Origin of the sequence: Achromobacter animicus (assembly GCF_902859585.1) — a bacterium.
Classification (GTDB): Bacteria; Pseudomonadota; Gammaproteobacteria; order Burkholderiales; family Burkholderiaceae_B; genus Achromobacter; species Achromobacter animicus.
This window is the reverse complement of the sequence record NZ_CADIJM010000006.1, coordinates 251,675-269,164: the sequence shown is the minus strand read 5'-3', so window position 1 is coordinate 269,164 and position 17,490 is coordinate 251,675. Positions and strand designations below refer to the sequence as shown.

The window sequence follows — 17,490 nt, the reverse complement described above, 5'->3', positions numbered from 1 at the left end:
CCGAGGCCGGCCAACGCGCTGGCTGCGGCGGGCGGCGCCGAACTGGCACCGCCGCGCCGCAGCCTCCGCCGCGATTGCCCGTATGATGGCGAAAAACAGAGCCGCCCCGCGCGCCATCAAGGAGACTCCCGCTTGTCCGCAGGTTCGCATTCGCCCATCCCGGAAACGTTTCCCACCTTTGAATCATCGGATTTCTCGGGAGAGGGATCCTTCTATTTCGACCTCGTGCGCCTGCAGGATCACGACGACATTCCGCGCGGCTTCCTGCACCGGCACCGCTATTACCATCTGCTGTGGATGACCGAGGCGCAGGGCACCCACCTGCTCGACTTCGAGCAGCACGCGGTGCGCGACCACTCGGTCTTCTTCCTGTCCCCGGGCCAGATTCACGCGTGGACGTCGTCGGTGAAACCCAGCGGCTACGTCATGAACATCAGCACCGAATTCTTCGCACAGATGTTCCCGCGCGCGGACGACATCGCAAAATTTCCGTTCTTTCACCTGGCGGGCGGCCCGCCCGTGATCTACCTGACCCGCGAGCAGCACGACGCCATGCTGCCGCTGCTGGCCGAGATCGAACGCGAAACGCGCGACCGGCAGACGGGCCGGTTTGACGTGGTGCGCTCGTACCTGCTGATCCTCCTGACACAGCTTCGCCGCCTGTATCCGGCCGACGAACGCGAGACCGCCGCCGGTCCCAGTTATTCGCTGGCAAAGCGCTTCACCATGCTGATCGAAGAGCATTACCTGGACTTCTCGGCCATCCGCCAGTACGCCGACGCCCTGTGCGTCAGCGAGCGCCAGCTCAACGACGCGGTCAAGCGCAGCGTGGGGCGCACCGCCAGCCAGCTCGTGCAGGAGCGCATTGCGCTGGAGGCCAAGCGGCTGCTGTGCAACACGGACTTGAGCATCGCCGAGATCGGATTCCAGCTGAACATCGAGGACCCGGCTTACTTCACGCGCTTTTTCAAGAAGCACACGGGCTGCACCCCGGGCGACTTCCGCAAGAAGTACTACCGCCCCATCGAATGACGGCCCCGTCGGATGGCGGCCGTAATGAATGACGGCCCCGTCGGATGACGGCCATACCGAATGGCGGCCGCGTCGCCCGCCCCGCAAAAAAGTGCAAAACAAGCTCTGATCTGTCCTAACGCGCCCTGACCCGGGCTGCGTAAAGTTCATCCGGACTCAACCCGCCGCGCTGCGGCCAGATTGAAACTGCGATGAATGACACTTCGACATTGATGACGGGCGGCCAGCATGTGGTGCGAGCCTTGCTGGAACACGGCGTGGACACCGTATTCGGCGTGCCCGGCGAGAGCTATTTGGACGTCCTGGACGCGCTGTATGCGCACCGCGAGCAGATCCGCCTGGTGTCCTGCCGGCACGAAGGCGCGGCGGCATTCATGGCCGAAGCGCACGGCAAGCTGACCGGCCGGCCCGGCATCTGCATGGTGACGCGCGGCCCAGGCGCCACCAATGCCAGCATCGGCGTGCAGACCGCGTTCCAGGATTCCACCCCGATGATCGTGCTGGTGGGCCAGGTCGGCAACGACATGGTCGAGCGCGAGGCCTTCCAGGAAATCGACTACCGCCGCATGTTCGGCCAGTTCACGAAGTGGGTGGCGCAGATCGACAGCGCCGCGCGCGTCACCGAATACCTGAACCGCGCCTTTTCCGTCGCCACGTCCGGCCGCCCCGGCCCCGTGGTGCTGGCGCTGCCCGAGGACATGCTGACGGACGTGGCCCCGGCCCTGTCCTGCGGCGCGATCCAGGTGCCGCAGGCCTACCCGGCGCCCGACGCGCTGGCCGGCATGCGCACGCTGCTTGCCAACGCGCAGCGTCCCCTGCTGATCGCCGGCGGTTCCGGCTGGACGGACGCGGGGCTGGCAAGCCTGACCCGCTTTGCCGAACTGAACGGCCTGCCGGTCGCGTGCTCGTTCCGCCGCCAGGACCTGTTCGACAACCACCACGCGCAGTACGTCGGCGAAGTCGGCATCGGCGTAAACCCGGAACTAGCCGAGGCCGTGCGCCAGGCCGACGTCATCCTGGCCGTGGGCGCGCGGCTGGGCGAGATGGTGACGGGCGGCTATACCCTGCTGCAATCGCCGGTGCCCAGCCAGACGCTGATCCACGTGCTGGCCAGCGCCGAAGAGCTGGGCCGCGTGTATCAACCCGCGCTGAAGATCCAGTCCGGCATGGACGCCTTTGCGGCGTCGGCGGCGGAACTGACGCCCGTGGATGCGACCCCGTGGCGCGACTGGACGCAGACGCTGCGCGGCAACTACCTGCGCTACACCGAGCTGCCCGCCGCGCGCGGAGAGATGGACCCAGCGCGCGTCATTGCCACGCTGCGCGACCAGCTCGACCCGAGCGCCATTCTGACCAACGGCGCGGGCAATTACAGCGCCTGGGCGCATCGCTACTACCGCTTCAGCCAACCGCGCACGCAATTGGCGCCCACCAGCGGCGCCATGGGTTACGGCGTGCCCGCGGCCATCGCGGCCAAGCTGCGCCATCCTGATCGCCAGGTGATCTGCCTGGCGGGCGACGGCTGCTTCCTGATGACCTCGCAGGAACTGGCCACCGTGAAGCAGCACCAGCTGGGCATCGTCTTCATCGTGTTCAACAACGGCATGTACGGCACGATCCGCATGCACCAGGAGGTGCACTACCCCGGCCGCACCATCGGCACGGACCTGTGCAACCCGGACTTCGTGGCCTACGCCCAATCGTTCGGCGTGACGGCCGAACGCGTGGACACCCATGAAGCGTTCGGCCCCGCGTTGGCGCGGGCGCTGGACAGCGGTTCCCCCTATCTGATCGAACTCAGTCTGGACCCCGAGGTGATCACGCCCCGGGCCACATTGACGAGCCTGCGCGAAAAGGCGCGCACCGCCGGCGCCTGACAGATCAGGCGCGGCGTTTACATAAAAAAATCCAACACTGGAGAGAGACATGACCACAACCCTGACCCCGCGCCGCCTGGCGGCCGCCTTCCTGATGACCGCCGCCTCGCTGGGCGCGGCCGCAACGGCTGCCGCGGCTGATTTCCCCGAGCGCCCCCTGCGCATCATCGTGCCGTTCGCCGCAGGCGGCGCCACCGACGTCATCGCCCGCACCGTGGCGCAGTCCATGTCCACCCGGCTGGGCCAGCCCGTCGTGGTGGAAAACAAGGCCGGCGCCAACGGCAACATCGGCGCCGTCATGGCGGCCCGTTCCGAGGCCGACGGCTACACGCTGCTGATGGCCACGTCCAGCCACGCCATTAACGCCTCGCTCTATCACAAGCTGGACTACAACCTGACGCGCGACTTCGCCGGCCTGTCGAACCTGGCCTCGGTGCCGCTGGTGCTGGTGGTGAACCCGTCCGTGCCGGCCAAGACGCCGCAGGAACTGGCCGACTACGCCAAGGCCAACGGCAACCGCGTGAACTACGCGTCCGGCGGCACCGGCACGGCCTCGCACCTGGCGGGCGCGCAATTCAATTCGCTGGCCGGCGCGCAGATGACGCACGTGCCGTACAAGGGCGGCGCGCAGGCGCTCAACGACCTCATGGGCGGACAGGTCCAGATCATGTTCGCCAACCTGCCCGAGGTGCTGTCGCAGGTGCAGGCAGGCCGCCTCACCCCCATCGCCGTTACCGGCACGCAGCGCCACGCCGCCCTGCCCAACGTGCCCGCGTTTTCCGAGACAGCCTACACGGCCATGAACGCGCGTTCGTGGTTTGGCCTGTTCGTACCGGCCGCCACGCCCGCGCCCGTGGTGGAAAAACTGTCCAAGGCCATCACGGACGGCATCGCCGACCCGGCGGTGCAGGACAAGCTCAAGGGCCTGGGCGCCGACCCGGTGGGCGATGGTCACACCGCCTTCCAGAAATACGTCAACACGGAAGTGGAACGCTGGAGCGTGCTGGTCAAGCAGTCCGGCGCCACCGCCGACTGACACCCGTTTTTGCAACCGCCATCAAGGATTCATCATGCTTTACGACGTACGTACCTACACCTGCCGCGCCGGCACCATCAAGAAGCACCTGGCGCTGTATGCCGAACACGGCTACGAGGTGCAGAGCCGCCATCTGGGCAAGCCGCTCGCCTACATGCAGACCGAGACGGGCAACGTCAACACCTACATGCACATCTGGGTCTATGACAGCGCCGCCGACCGCGAAGCCAAGCGCCAGGCGCTGCAGAAGGATCCGGCCTGGGCGACCTATCTGACCAAAAGCGCCGAGGCCGGCTACCTGATCAGCCAGGAAAACCGCCTGATGACGCCGACGGCATTCTTCAAGCCCTGATGTAAAACGCCGCCTCGCGCATGAAGCGCGGGGCGGCGCGATGGTTCAGGTTTCGTTCGGCGAAGGCCGCGGCGCATGATGCCGCGGCCTTCGCCTTTGCAGGCGGCGTCAGCCCGCCTGGTCTTCCTGCGGCCAGTCCCGCAGCACGGGCGCATCCGGCGCGCCCGGTCCCACGTCGCGCAGATGGTCGTGCTGCAACAGCGCCATCCGATAGGCATCGCGGTACGCGCCGTTGGAAAAGAACTCTTCCTTGAGCAGGCCTTCGATCTGGAAGCCGCAGCGCTCGTACACGTGGACGGCAGCGGTATTGTCCTTGTCCACCACCAGATACACCTTGTGCAGGTTCAGCACGCGGAACGCGTAGCCCACCGCAATGCGCGTGGCGGCCTTGGCGTAGCCGCGGCCCTGGTAGCTGGGCGCGATGATGATCTGGAATTCGGCGCGGCGGTGGATGTAGTCGATCTCGACCAGTTCGACCAGCCCGGCCGGCTGCCCGGTGTCGTGCTCGATGATGAAACGCCGCTCGTTCTGGTCATGCAGGTGGCGGTCGTACAGAGCCACGAGTTCGTCATAGGCCTCGTAAGGCTCTTCGAACCAGTAGCGCATGATGACGTCGTTATTGTTGATCTTGTGCACAAAGTGCAGGTCGCCGCGTTCGAGCGGGCGTAGTTTGATATCGGATGCGACCGACATAGATACCTCGAAATGACCGCTGGGGTGCGGCCATTCTATGTCAAGCCCACGGGTCCTGCGTTCAGGAAACCGTTGCCGGGTTGCGAGCACATAAGTATCTCTAGGAAATACCTAAGAATCTTTATAAAATCCCTGATTCCCCCGCCCGCCGCGGACGCCCACCGCCCACTCTTACAGCGAATCCCATGAGCCGTCCCGACCCTCTCTTCGTTCAATCCCTGGCCAAAGGCTTCGAACTGCTGGAAGCCTTTGCCCAACGCCCGTCCACCATGAGCATGAACGAACTCATGGAAATCACGGGATTCGACCGCAGCACCACCCAGCGCATGACGCACACGCTGGTCACGCTGGGGTATCTGGAACGCGGCGCCGGTGGCAAGGGCTATACGCCGGGCAAGAAGATCCTGCAGCGCAGCTTCGACTACATGCGCAGCGTGCCGCTGCTTGAACGCGCCACCCCGCTCATCGCCGAGATGCAACGCGAAACCAACGAACGCGTGGAACTGAGCCTGTTCGACGACCTGTACATCATTTTTGCGCTGCGCCGCCAGACCAAGCGTCAGACTTTCAGCAGCACGCTGGCCGGCCGCGCCCTGCCGATGGTGCAGACGGCCGGGGGCCGGGCCATCATGTCCCACCTGCCCGAAGAGGAAGTCGAGGACATCCTTGCGCGGTCCAAGGACATGCCGCTTGCCACGATTCCAAGCACGCCAAAGACCGACAACGATCCGGACCGCATCCGGGGCCTGGTCCAGCAGGCGCGCCAGGACGGCTATGCGACGGCCATCGAGGAGAGCATGCTGGGCGAGCTGAACCTGGCCGCCGCCATCCTGGATCATCGCCACCGGCCGGTGGCGGCCATCCAGATCGCGGGGCTGGTGTCCGAATGGGCCTCGCCGGCGGAATTTGCGCGGCGTTATTCGCCGCTGCTGCTGACCGCGGCGCGGGGGCTGAGCGGCAAGGTCGGCCTGTCCTGACCGCCCTGCCCGCCGCCCCAACCCGTTACTTGCCCCGCCAGAACAACGGCAACGGCGCGGCCACCATGCCGTCGAACTTCTTGTCGTAGGCCTTGAACTCCGAATAGCCGCCCAGCGGCACGAACATCACCTGTTCATAGGCGCGCTGCTGGATCTCGGCGGCGACACGCTTTTGCGCATCCAATCCCGTCACCGACTCGAACTCGGCGCGCAGGCGCTGGATGGTGTCGTCCCGGGTCCAGCCCGGATAACCGCCCTCGCCCCGCCCATCCAGATTGGCGTTCACGATGGGGTTGAGCAGGTCCATGCTGGTCAGGCTGGAATGGAAGATGCTCCAGCCGCCGTCGGCCAGCGGCGCATCCTTGCTGCGCCGCGACAGCAGCGTGGCCCAGTCCATCGACTGCACTTCCACGTTCATGCCGATGCTGCGCAAGGCCTGCGCGGTGACGGGCGCCAGCGCGGACAGGCTGCGCACGTCGGTGGGATGCAGGACGACGATCTTCTCGCCGGCATAGCCGCTGTCCTTCAGCAACGCCCGCGCCTGCGCCAGATTAGCGGGTTTGGTCTGCGTGGCGCCGGCTTCGGTCTGGTAGGCCGAGATGCAGCTCAACATGGCGCCGCACAGCTTGTAATAGGCGGGATCCCCCAGCGACGCATCCAGGTAGTCGGCCTGGTACAGCGCGGCCAGCACGGCGCGGCGCACCTTCACGTTGTCCAGCGGCGGCTGCTTCCAGTTCATGCGCAGCGTGTAGGTTTCCGATGCGTCGCCATAGCTTTGCACCGTCAGGGTCTTCACGCCATCCAGTTGCGGCAGCAGGTCGGGCGCCACGTTCTCGACGAAGTCGATCTCGCCCTGGCGCAGCGCGTTCACCGCGGTCTGCGCGTCCGGCACGTTGACGACGTCGATCCGGTCGAACATGGCGACCTTGCCCCCGGCAAAGCGGCTGGCGGGCTCCTTGCGCGGCACGTAGTCCGCGTTTTTCACATACGCGGCCTTCACGCCCGCCTGGAACTCGGCCTGCACGAACTTGTAGGGTCCCGAGCCCACGGTTTCCTTGATGGCCTCGGACGGCGGCGTGGCCGCGATGCGCCGCGGCATGATGAACGGCACCGGCGAACCCGGTTTGGCCAACGCGTCCAGCAGCAGTCCGTACGGCTTGGTGAGCACGATACGGAAGGTGTCGGCGGACGGGCTGTCCATGCTCTGGGTGACGGCGGACAGGCGCGAACCGATGGGATCGCGCTGCGCCCAGCGCTTGAGCGACGCCACCACGTCTTCGCCGGTGACCGGCGCACCGTCGTGGAACTTCAGGCCTGGCCGCAACGTGAACACGTAGGTCAGCTGGTCGGGCGATACCGTCCACGATTCCACCATCTGCGGCTGCGGGCGCGAGGCCGCGTCCAGCGAAAACAGCGTGTCGTACACCATGTACCCGTGATTGCGCGTGATGTACGCGTTGGTCAGGACGGGGTCCAGCACACGCAACGGCGCGTGCATGACCACTTTGGCATTGACCGGCTCGGCCTGGGCCGGGCAAAGGGGAACCGCCACCGCGAGGACGGCCAGGGCGGCCGCCGCGAAACCACGTTGTCTCATCGTCTTATCCCGATTCAAGGTGAAGAAGAAATGGCGGCCGCGTCCGGGCCGCGTGTGAAAGCCGTTTCTGGGTTTCGTATCAGTCTTGCGTTTCAGTCTGGTGTTTCAGTCGTGCGATTCCGTCCTGCGTTTCAGTCTTGCGAGTCACTCGTGCAGCGCCTTCACGGCCCCCTGCAGCGCCCCGTCGCCCACGGGAATCCCGCACGCCCGCAGCGCGGCATCTACCCCGCCCAGCGCGCCCAGGATCATGGCGGGATGCACGTCGCCCAGGTGGCCGATGCGGAACATCCGTCCCGCAAGCGGCCCCAGCCCGCCCGCCACCGCAACGTGGAAGCGTTCGCGCGCAACGGTTCGCATCGCCTCGACGTCCACGCCGTCGGCGACCGAAATGGTCGTGACCGACACCGCGCGCGCCGCGGGGTCTTCAACAAACAGCTTCAACGCGCCGCCTTGCGACCACGCATTCACCGCCGCATGCACCGCATTCGCCACGCGCCGATGCCGGGCAAACACGGCCTCCTCGCCTTCGGCCGCAATCAGATCCAGCGCGGCCCGCATGCCTGCCAGCAAACTTTGCGGCGGCGTGCCGCAAAACTTGCGGTAGAGCAGATCGCTCTTGCGCTTGGCCCAGTCCCAATAGGCGCGCGGAGTGGGATTGGCCTGCGCGGCCTGCATCGCGCGCGCGTCCACTGCGGTGAAGGACAGCCCCGGCGGCCCCATCAGCGCCTTCTGCGACGCGCCGATCGCCACGTTGACGCCCCAATCGTCCATGCGGAACGGCGTGGCGCCCAAGGATGCGATCACATCGGCCACCAGCAGCGCCGGATGGCCGCTGGCGTCCATGGCCCGGCGCACCGCCGCAATGTCGCTGGTCACGCCGCTGGCCGTGTCGGTGTGCACGGCAAAGACGGCGGCAATGCGGTGCGCCGTGTCGGCGCGCAGCGCCGCCTCGATCGCGGCCGGATCCAACGCCTGTCCCGGACGGGTCGGCGTGCGCAGGGCCGTGGCGCCCATTGCCTCGGCATGCACGGCCCACGCTTCCGCGAAATGGCCGCTCCCCGCCACCAGCACCTGCGCGCCGGGCGCGACCAGATTGGCAATGGTGGCTTCCCACGCGCCGTGGCCGTTGGCGGCATACATCAGGACGTCCGCGTGCCGGGTGCCCAGCAGGCGGGCAAGGCCCGCCTCGCAATCCGCGATCAGATCGGCCAGCCGCGGATCGGACAGATCCATGCATTGGCGGCCCATGGCCTCGCGCACTGCATCGGGCACATGCGTCGGGCCTGGTGTATGCAGGAATTGCGGACCGGCCAATGCGGCGCGGGGTGTCGTCAGGCTGTCTTTCATTCGATTGTCTCCAGGTCCGGCTCCAGCAGGCGCCGCGCGGCGGTCCATACCCGCTGCGTGTAGATCGGGGCGGTGGGCCGTTCAAACTGGCTCGCGGTGCGTTCGCACACCGCCTCCGACGGGAATACCAGCGGCGCGCCGGCCGATTGGGCCTTGACCTGTGCCTGGCAGGCGCGCTCCAGGTAATAGATGTTGACGAAGGCCTCCGCCACCGACGATCCAGCCGCGAGCAGGCCGTGGTTGCGCAGGATCATGGCTTTATGCCGGCCAAGGCTGGCGACCAGGCTCTCGCGCTCTTCCAGGTCCAGCGCGATGCCCTGGTAATCGTGATAGCCCAACCGGTTGTAGAAGCGCAGCGCGTGCTGCGTGATCGGCAACAGGCCATCGCGCTGGCACGCCACGGCGATGCCGTCGGCGGTATGCGTATGCACCACGCACGCCAGATCGTGGCGCGCGGCATGCACCGCCGAATGAATGGTGAAGCCGGCCGCGTTGACCAGCTGGCTGTCGGCGTCGCCGGGATCGACCGGATTGCCGTCCAGGTCGATCTTCACCAGGTCCTGCGGGCGCATTTCGTGAAACAGCACGCCGTAGCGGTTGATGAGGAAATGGTGCTTGGTGCCCGGCACCCGCGCGCTGATGTGGGTGTCGATCAGATCGGTCATGCGAAAGTGCGCGACCAGACGGTACAGGGCCGCCAGTTCGTCGCGCACGCGGGCTTCGGTAGGTTCATGCATGATGAGGCTCCGGTTTCTTCAGGCGTTGTTCGGCGCGTGACCGGCGACGTGGGTCGCCACATCAGCCGGCAAATCCGATGCGAGATCCGCCGCAAGATCCGCCGCAAGACCAGCCGCAAGATCGGGCTGCGCGCGAATCAACCGGGCTATCGCCACGCTCCCCGCGTCGCCGCGCCGTTCCAGCTGGCGGATCACGCCCACGCGGTCGGCCACCGACTTGTCCTGGTTCAGCTTCATCTTTCCTTCCAGCCCGGCAATCGGAATCTCCAGCGCCGCGATCGCCTTCAGGCGCGGCGCCGTCAGGGTCTCGGGCATGTCCGGAAAGCGCCATTCGCCGCCGAGCGGCGTGTCGTAACGCCCGACCGTCTCAGTCAACACCGCGCGGATGGCCTCGGGCGCTTCGATCAGGCGCGGCGTGCCGCGCGCATGAACGGCGGTGTAGTTCCACGTCGGGAAGGTCTGCTGGTTGACATACCAGCTGGGCGAAATGAACGCGTGCGGGCCCTGGAACAGCACCAGCGCTTGCGCGCCATCCTGCAGGTCGCGCCACTGCGGATTCGCGCGCGCCAGATGGGTGACCAGCGTTCCGCGCCCGCCATCGTCGCGCAGCAGGAACGGCAGGTGCGTGGCGTTCGCGCCCGCCGCGCCCACGGTCACCAGGGTGGCGAAACTGTGCGCGCACATGAACGCGTGCAGGACGCCGATATCGGCTTCGGCATAGGCCGGCGGGGTATACATGTCGCCCCCTAGGCCTTGGCGTGCAGCCAGCGCGCCGTGTCGTCGAAGGCTTCGCCCGCGACCGCGGCAATGGAGACGGCCTCCAGGAAGCTGTGCGCGGTGCCGGGATACACCTTGGACGCGACGTCCACGCCGGCGTCGCGCAGCTTGCGCTCCAGTTCGATGCTGTCGTCATGCAGCGGATCGCACTCGGTCACCACCAGCCAAGCCGGCGGCAGGCCTTTCAGGTCGGCGCGCAGGATGTCCACGCGCGGATCGAAGAAGTCCTTCCCGTGGCGGATGTGCATGCCGCGGAACCAGATCATCATGTGCAGCGACAGGCCGTATTCGCCGGCGCCGTAGCGCACGACCGAATTGCGGAACAGGTTGCTGCCAAAGCCGCCGTAGTTCAGCACCAGCCCCTTGATCAGCGGGACGCCTTCATCGCGCAGCGTCAGCGCCGTGCCCATGGACAGGTTGGCGCCGGCCGAATCGCCGCCCACGAAGATCTGGCCGGCATCGATGTCCAGCTCGCCCGCCGACGCGGCAACCCAGCGCAGCACGTCCACGCATTCTTCCAGCGGCTGCGGGAACTTGGCTTCGGGCGCGCGGGTGTAGTCCACGCCCACCACCACGACCCCGGCGCGTTCGGCGTACTCGCGCATCACGCGGTCATGCGTGTCGATGCTGAACAGCACGAAGCCGCCGCCGTGGATGTACATGAACGCGCCCGGCAGCCGGCGCTGCGCGGGGTAATAGACCCGCACGCGCACGGGCCCGTGACGCGTGGCCACCTGATGTTCCACCGTTCGGGCCATCTGCGGGCCACCCTGGGCCCACGGCAGGCGCACCTTCTCGGCATTGGCGCGGCCCTGTTCGATGGACAGGGTGTCGCGGCGCGGATACTGCGACGCGTCCGCCGCCATGCGCCGCAGGAATTCGGCGATCTGCGGGTCCAGAGGCGCAGGCGTGCCGGTCGGAATGGTGAACGCGGGATCTTCGAAATGCATGGAATGTCTCGTCTTGGGTTGGCAATCGGAAAACGGGGTATCGCGGCGTCAATAGCCGCGCGTCAGGTCGACTGTGTGGGCCAGGGACTCGCCCTGCCCCAGCCGGCGGATGTTGGCCACGACCTGCTCGGCCACGGTGTCCGGCGACGGCATGGTCGCCATGTGCGGGGTGACGATCACGCCGGGCGTGGACCACAGCGGATCAGCGGGATCCAGCGGTTCCTGCGCGAACACGTCAAGCACGGCCCCGCGCAGTTGCCCGCGCGCCAGGGCGTCGATCAGGTCGGCCGCGACCAGGTGTTCGCCGCGCCCGCAATTGACCACCGCCGCGCCTTGCGGCAGCGCGTCGAAGGTGCGGCGGTTCAAGATGCCGCGCGTAGCGTCGGTCAGCGGCACCAGGCACACCAGCACATCGGTGTTGGCCAGGAATTCGTCAAAGGCGTCTTCGCCGGCATAGACGCGCACGCCATCGATACTGCGCGGCGTGCGCGACCAGCCGTTGACCGGATAGCCCATTCCGGGCAGCACGGCGGCAATGGCGCCGCCCAGTTCGCCCAGGCCCATCAGGCCGATCCGGCACTGCGACGCCGGCGTCTGCGGCGGCCGGCTCCAGCGAGCGGCACGCTGGTTGGACAGCGCCAGGTCCAGCTTGCGATGAAACGTCAGCACGCACCACAGCACATACTGCAGCATCCCTTGGGCCAACTGCGGATCCACTACTCGGCAGACCGGCAGCCCGCGCGTGCGCTGGCCGTCCAGCAGGTTGTCCACGCCGGCGGCGATGCTGTGGATCAGTTTCAGGTTGGGCATGTCGTCGTACACGCCAACGGGCGGGTTCCAGCAGACCGCCACGTCGGCATGCAGGCTGCGCGGGTCCGGCCAGACGGCGACGTCCAGCTCGGGCGCCAGTCCCTGCAACAAAGGCTGAAAGTAGGAAAGATTGGCCGATCGGCTCAATAAGGCAACGCGTGTCATCGGGGTTTCCTTCAAGCGCCGGCCAATGCCAGTCCGGCCGGGGGCCGGCTGCCCAACCCGTCCTTGCCGGGAATGGCGGCCAGCAGTTCCTGGGTGTAGCTGCTGCCGGGCCGCGTGAAGATCTGCTCGGCGGGGCCGATCTCCATGACGCGGCCTCGCTGCATGACGGCGATGCGATGGCACAGCCGGGCGGCCACGCGCAGGTCGTGGGTGATGAAGATCACGCTCAGGTTCAGTTGCGCGCGGATCCGCTCCAGCAGATCCAGAATCTGCGCCTGCACGGACACGTCCAGCGCCGACACCGCCTCGTCCGCGATCAGGATCTCCGGCTCCATCATCAGCGCCCGCGCGATCGAAATCCGCTGGCGCTGTCCGCCGGAAAACTCATGCGGATAGCGCTTTAGCGCGCTGGCATCGATGCTGACCAGCGCCAGCATGTCGCGCATCCGCGCCTGCACGCGGGCCGGGTCTTCGCCGTAGTTCAGCGGCCCTTCGGACAGCGTGGCCTCGATGGTCAGGCGCGGGTTGAAGGACCGATAAGGGTCCTGGAACACCATCTGGATCCGCTTGCACCATTGGCGCCACGCTGCGCGCGACAGGTTCGACACGTCCTCGCCATTCATTACGATGCGGCCCGACGTGGGACGCGCGAAGTGCGCCAGGCACCGGCCCAGCGTCGTCTTGCCCGAGCCGGACTCGCCGACGATGCCCAGCGTTTCGCCGCGCGCCAGCGACAGCGACACGCCGTCCAGCGCATTGACCTCGCGCCGCTTGGACCGGAACAGGCTGGACGTCACGAAGCGCATGCCCAGGTTTTCGACCGAAATGACCGGGTCGCCCTCGGCCAGCGGCGCACCGGCGCCAAACTTGCCCTTGGGCACCGCGTCGATCAGCTTGCGGGTATAGGGATGCTGCGGATTCGCCAGCACGTCGGCGGCAGCGCCGGCCTCCACGATGCGGCCGTGCTGCATCACGATCACGCGGTCCGCGATCTCGGCCACCACGTCGAAGTCGTGCGTGATGAACAGGATGCCGGTGTCGTGGCGCTCGCGCAGGCCGTGCAGCAGCCGCAGCACCTGCGCCTGCGACGTCACGTCCAGCGCGGTGGTCGGCTCGTCGGCGATGATCAGCGCCGGCTCCATCGCCAGCGCCATCGCGATCATCACCCGCTGGCGCTGCCCGCCCGACAACTGGTGCGGAAAGGCGTGGCGCAGGGTTTCGGGAGAAGGCAGCCGCATGTCGGTCAGCAGCGCCAGCACGCGCTGGTCGACCTCGCGGCGCGACAGCGACGGGCCGTGGAACTGGAAGATCTCGGCGATCTGATCGCCTACCTGCATCAGCGGGTTCAGGGCCGTCATGGGCTCCTGAAAGATCATGGCCATCCGGTCGCCGCGCAGCGCGCGCAGCTCGGCCAACGAGGCGTGCGTAATGTCGCGGCCGGACAGCAGGATCTGCCCGTTTTCCAGCTTGAGCACGTTCTTGGGCAAGAGGCCCATCACGGCGCTGGCCGTGACGGACTTGCCCGAGCCGGATTCACCGACGATGCACACGATTTCGCGCGGGCTGACGGTGAGCGCGATGCCCTCGGCGGCGTAACGCCGGTCGCCGGCGCCGGGCAGGCTGACCTTCAGGTCGCGGATTTCCAGAATGGGAGGTGAGGACATCGGCTTCAACCCTTGCGTTGGCGCGCCATGCGCGGGTCCAGGCGATCACGCAGCGCGTCGCCGAACAGGTTCACGGACAGGATCAGCAGCGCCAGGAAGACGCCCGGAAACAGGACGATCCACGGCGCGCGCTGGAAGAACGGGCGGCCCTCGGAAATGATGCTGCCCAGGCTGGGGATCTCGGGCGGAAAGCCCAGGCCCAGGAAGCCCAGCACGGCTTCGATCAGAATGGCCGAGGCGCAGATGAACGTGGCCTGCACCACCAGCGGGTTGATCGTGCTGGGCAGGACATGGCGCCACAGCACGCGCCAGGTCGCCGTGCCCATGCCCAGCGACGCTTCGACGTAAGGTTCTTCGCGCACCGACAGCACCACGCTGCGCACCAGCCGCGCCACACGCGGAATCTCGGGGATGGCGATGGCCGTCACCATCGTGGGAATGGTCGCGCCGCCCAGCGCCACCATGGCGATGGCCAGCAGCAGGCCGGGAATAGCCATGATGCCGTCGATGATGCGCATCACCACCGCGTCCAGCTGGCGGAAATAGCCTGCCAGAAGGCCCAGCAGCAGCCCGGCGCACACCGAGATCACGCTGACCAGCGCAGCCAGCGTGATCGACAGCCGCCCACCGTACAGCACGCGCGAAAACAGGTCGCGGCCCAGCGAATCGGTGCCCAGCCAGTATTCGGCGCTGACCGGCTTGAGCCGCATGCGGGGCGCCAGCGCGGCTGGATCATGCCAGGTGATCAGCGGCGCCAGCATGGCCAGCCCCACCAGCGCCACCAGCAGCGCCAACCCGGTGAACATCATGGGATCGCGCGTCAGCGCGGGCCAGAAGGAACGGGGACGATCCAGAGCAGTTGTGTTCATGTCCGGCCTCAGTAGCGGATGCGCGGATCGAGCACGACATACAGCAGGTCGATCGCCAGGTTGATGAAGACATACACGAACGAGAAGAACAGGATCGTGCCCTGCACCACCGGATAGTCGCGCGCCAGCACGGCGTCGACGATCAGGCGTCCCACGCCCGGGATGTTGAAGATGGTCTCGGTGACGACCACCCCGCTGATCAGCGTGGTGAGCGCCAGCCCGATGACGGTGACGATGGGCACCGCGGCGTTGCGCAGGGCGTGGCGGTACAGCACGTAGCGTTCGGGCACGCCCTTGGCGCGTGCCGTGCGCACGAAGTCTTCGCCCAGCACTTCCAGCATGCTGCCCCGCGTGATGCGGGTGATCAGCGCCACGAACACCGTTGCCAGCGTGATGGTGGGCAGCGCCATGTGGTACAGAAACGTCCCGAACCCCGACGCCAGCCCCGCGTAGCCCTGCACCGGAAACCAGTTCAGCTTCACCGAGAACGCCAGGATCAGCAGATAGCCCACCACGAACGCCGGCACCGAAAACGCCAGCACCGTGACCGCCAGCGCGACGCGGTCGAACAGCCCCTTGTGCCACCACGCCGAAAACACGCCCAGCGGAATCGCGGCAAAGATGGTGAGCAGGATCGCGCAGATGGCCAGCGCCATCGTCGGCCCCAGCCGCTGGCCGATCAGCGTGGTCACCGGGTCCTTCGAAATGATCGAGGAACCAAGGTCGCCTTGGAGCAGCGCGCCCATCGCCAGGGCGTATTGCGTGGGCAGCGGGCGGTCCAGACCCATCTCGGCGCGGACCTGCGCCACGGCTTCCTCGCTGGCCATGTCGCCGGCGATGACGCGGGCGGGGTCGCCCGGCGCCAGCCGCAACAGCAGGAACACCACGGTGGCCACCACCAGCATCACGGGGATGGCGGCCAGCACGCGCTTGAAGATCAGATTGAGCATGATGGAGATCCCTTCCCGCTACTTGGGCGAGGTCCAGAAGAGCGGAATCGGCGCATCGACCATGTCCGCGAACTTGGCGTTGTAGCCCTTGAACTTGGAGTACCCGCCCAGCGGCACGTACATCACCTGTTCATAGTTGCGGCGCTGGATGGCCTGGGCCAGTTCGCGGCGTTCGTCCTCGGTGCGCGCGGCGGCGAAGCGGCTGCGCAGCTCGTCCATGACGGCGTCGTGCGTCCAGCCGGGATAGGTGGAATCCGCGCGCCCGTCCAGGTTGGGATTGCCCACCGCCGAGATCAGATCCAGGCTGGACATGTTGGACTGGAAGATGCTCCAGCCGCCGTGATCCACGCCCTCTTTCTTGCTGCGGCGGCTGAGCAGCGTGGCCCAGTCCATCGACTGGATCTCGACGTTCATGCCGATGCTGCGCAGCGCCTGCGCCGTGACGGGCGCGATGTTGGCGAAGATGGGCAGATCGGTCGGATGCAGCACCACGACCTTTTCGCCGGCGTAGCCGCTTTCCTTCAGCAGCTTGCGGGCGTTTGCCAGATCCGGCGGGTTGATCTGCGTGGCGCCTTCTTCGGACGCGTAGGGCGACACGCAGGTCAGCACCGCCCCGCACACCTGGTAGACGTCCGGATCGCCGATCTGCGCGTCCAGGTAGTCCGCTTCATACAGGGCGGCCAGCGCCGCGCGGCGCACCTTCACGTTGTTGAACGGCGCCTGCAGCCAATTCATCCGCAAGGTGAACATGTTGGAGTTCTTGCCGTAGGACTTGAGCGCGATGCCCTTGGCGTCCTTCAACTGCGGCATCAGGTCGGGCGGCACATCTTCCAGGAAGTCGATCTCGCCGTTGCGCAGCGCGTTCACCGCGGTCTGGCTGTCGGGAATGTTCAAGAGTTCCAGCCGGTCCACCGTGACGACCTTGCCGCCCGCGAACGCACTGGCCGGCTCTTTGCGCGGCACGTAGCCGTCGAACTTTATATAGGTGGCTTTCACGCCGGCCTGGAAATCGGCCTGCACGAATTTGTAAGGGCCGGACCCGATCGTCTCGCTGATCGCCTGCGAGGCCGGCGCGGATGCGATGCGCTTGGGCATGATGAACGGCACCGGCGAGCTTTCCTTGGCCAGCGATTCCAGCACCAGTCCGTAGGGCGCCTTGAGCTTGAGCGTGAAGGTGTCGGCCCCCGTCGCGGCGAGTTCGGCGGTGGCGTTCTTCAAGCGGTTGCCGATCGTCGCGTCGCCCGCCTGCCAGCGCTGCAGGGACGCGACCACGTCTTCAGCCGTGACCGGCGCGCCGTCATGGAACACCAGTCCGGGGCGCAATTTGAAGACATAGTTCATGCCGTCTTCGGACACCGTCCACGACTCCACCATCTGCGGCTGCGGACGGCCTGACGCGTCCATCGAGAACAACGTGTCGTAGACCAGATAGCCGTGGTTGCGGGTGACGTAGGCCGACGTCAGGATCGGGTCCAGCACGCGCAGCGGCGCGTGCATCACGAACTTGGCGGTGGTCTCGGCCTGGCTGGCGGCGGGCACGGCGGCCAGCGGCGCGGCCGCGGCCAGGATCAGTGCTGCGGAAAACAGAAAGGATCGCTTCATTACTTCCCCTTTATGGTTTGGTCCGGCGCCGGCGGCGTGCCGGCGGGCCTTGATG

General features: G+C 66.9%; 16 protein-coding genes. 5 read left to right on the top strand and 11 right to left on the bottom strand.

Going from position 1 to position 17,490, the window contains the following annotated elements:
• The first annotated feature begins 132 nt into the window (after positions 1 to 132).
• The 4 genes from HV681_RS17175 to HV681_RS17160 all read left to right on the top strand — a co-directional run bounded on the left by HV681_RS17175 (position 133) and on the right by HV681_RS17160 (position 4,297).
• Positions 133 to 1,032 (top strand): helix-turn-helix domain-containing protein, encoded by a 900-nt coding sequence (locus HV681_RS17175; protein ID WP_175124184.1) that lies wholly within the window; start codon positions 133 to 135, stop codon positions 1,030 to 1,032.
• Between the two features lie 191 nt (positions 1,033 to 1,223).
• Positions 1,224 to 2,909 (top strand): thiamine pyrophosphate-binding protein, encoded by a 1,686-nt coding sequence (locus HV681_RS17170; protein WP_175124183.1) that lies wholly within the window; start codon positions 1,224 to 1,226, stop codon positions 2,907 to 2,909.
• A 49-nt stretch (positions 2,910 to 2,958) separates the two neighbouring features.
• Entirely contained in the window at positions 2,959 to 3,945 is a 987-nt protein-coding gene (locus HV681_RS17165) for a tripartite tricarboxylate transporter substrate binding protein (protein WP_175124182.1), read from the top strand.
• 34 nt (positions 3,946 to 3,979) lie between these two features.
• Positions 3,980 to 4,297: an NIPSNAP family protein gene (locus tag HV681_RS17160; RefSeq protein WP_056316357.1), complete on the top strand. Its 318-nt coding sequence runs from the start codon at positions 3,980 to 3,982 to the stop codon at positions 4,295 to 4,297.
• Between the two features lie 108 nt (positions 4,298 to 4,405).
• On the opposite strand, the gene speG is transcribed toward HV681_RS17160, so the two are convergent.
• Positions 4,406 to 4,990, bottom strand: a complete 585-nt coding sequence (speG, locus tag HV681_RS17155) for a spermidine N1-acetyltransferase (protein WP_175124181.1) — start codon at positions 4,988 to 4,990, stop codon at positions 4,406 to 4,408.
• A 185-nt stretch (positions 4,991 to 5,175) separates the two neighbouring features.
• Between speG and HV681_RS17150 the strand changes: the two genes are divergently transcribed.
• Positions 5,176 to 5,967: an IclR family transcriptional regulator gene (locus tag HV681_RS17150; protein ID WP_175124180.1), complete on the top strand. Its 792-nt coding sequence runs from the start codon at positions 5,176 to 5,178 to the stop codon at positions 5,965 to 5,967.
• Between the two features lie 25 nt (positions 5,968 to 5,992).
• Here the strand turns inward: HV681_RS17150 and HV681_RS17145 are convergent, their stop codons facing one another.
• The 10 genes from HV681_RS17145 to HV681_RS17100 all read right to left on the bottom strand — a co-directional run bounded on the left by HV681_RS17145 (position 5,993) and on the right by HV681_RS17100 (position 17,435).
• Positions 5,993 to 7,564 (bottom strand): ABC transporter substrate-binding protein, encoded by a 1,572-nt coding sequence (locus tag HV681_RS17145; RefSeq protein ID WP_175124179.1) that lies wholly within the window; start codon positions 7,562 to 7,564, stop codon positions 5,993 to 5,995.
• 144 nt (positions 7,565 to 7,708) lie between these two features.
• On the bottom strand, positions 7,709 to 8,911 hold the full coding sequence (locus tag HV681_RS17140) for a pyridoxal-phosphate-dependent aminotransferase family protein (protein WP_254595001.1): 1,203 nt from the start codon (positions 8,909 to 8,911) through the stop codon (positions 7,709 to 7,711).
• The gene (locus tag HV681_RS17135) at positions 8,908 to 9,648 is read right to left on the bottom strand and encodes a class II aldolase/adducin family protein (RefSeq protein WP_175124178.1); all 741 of its coding nucleotides are present in this window, start codon (positions 9,646 to 9,648) and stop codon (positions 8,908 to 8,910) included. The genes HV681_RS17140 and HV681_RS17135 overlap by 4 nt, the downstream gene beginning before the upstream one ends.
• Positions 9,649 to 9,666: 18 nt before the next feature.
• Positions 9,667 to 10,386 carry an FMN-binding negative transcriptional regulator gene (locus tag HV681_RS17130; RefSeq protein ID WP_175124177.1) on the bottom strand — a complete coding sequence of 240 codons (720 nt, stop codon included), beginning with the start codon at positions 10,384 to 10,386 and terminating at the stop codon, positions 9,667 to 9,669.
• 8 nt (positions 10,387 to 10,394) lie between these two features.
• Positions 10,395 to 11,375, bottom strand: coding sequence for an alpha/beta hydrolase fold domain-containing protein (locus HV681_RS17125; RefSeq protein ID WP_175124176.1), 981 nt, complete (start codon positions 11,373 to 11,375; stop codon positions 10,395 to 10,397).
• 48 nt (positions 11,376 to 11,423) lie between these two features.
• The gene (locus HV681_RS17120) at positions 11,424 to 12,350 is read right to left on the bottom strand and encodes a 2-hydroxyacid dehydrogenase (protein WP_175124175.1); all 927 of its coding nucleotides are present in this window, start codon (positions 12,348 to 12,350) and stop codon (positions 11,424 to 11,426) included.
• An 11-nt stretch (positions 12,351 to 12,361) separates the two neighbouring features.
• The gene (locus tag HV681_RS17115) at positions 12,362 to 14,014 is read right to left on the bottom strand and encodes an ABC transporter ATP-binding protein (protein WP_175124174.1); all 1,653 of its coding nucleotides are present in this window, start codon (positions 14,012 to 14,014) and stop codon (positions 12,362 to 12,364) included.
• 5 nt (positions 14,015 to 14,019) lie between these two features.
• Complete coding sequence (locus HV681_RS17110) at positions 14,020 to 14,883, bottom strand: ABC transporter permease (RefSeq protein WP_175124173.1); 864 nt, start codon at positions 14,881 to 14,883, stop codon at positions 14,020 to 14,022.
• Between the two features lie 8 nt (positions 14,884 to 14,891).
• Positions 14,892 to 15,833 carry an ABC transporter permease gene (locus HV681_RS17105; RefSeq protein WP_175124172.1) on the bottom strand — a complete coding sequence of 314 codons (942 nt, stop codon included), beginning with the start codon at positions 15,831 to 15,833 and terminating at the stop codon, positions 14,892 to 14,894.
• A gap of 18 nt (positions 15,834 to 15,851) precedes the next feature.
• Positions 15,852 to 17,435 carry an ABC transporter substrate-binding protein gene (locus tag HV681_RS17100; RefSeq protein ID WP_175124171.1) on the bottom strand — a complete coding sequence of 528 codons (1,584 nt, stop codon included), beginning with the start codon at positions 17,433 to 17,435 and terminating at the stop codon, positions 15,852 to 15,854.
• Positions 17,436 to 17,490: the final 55 nt, after the last annotated feature.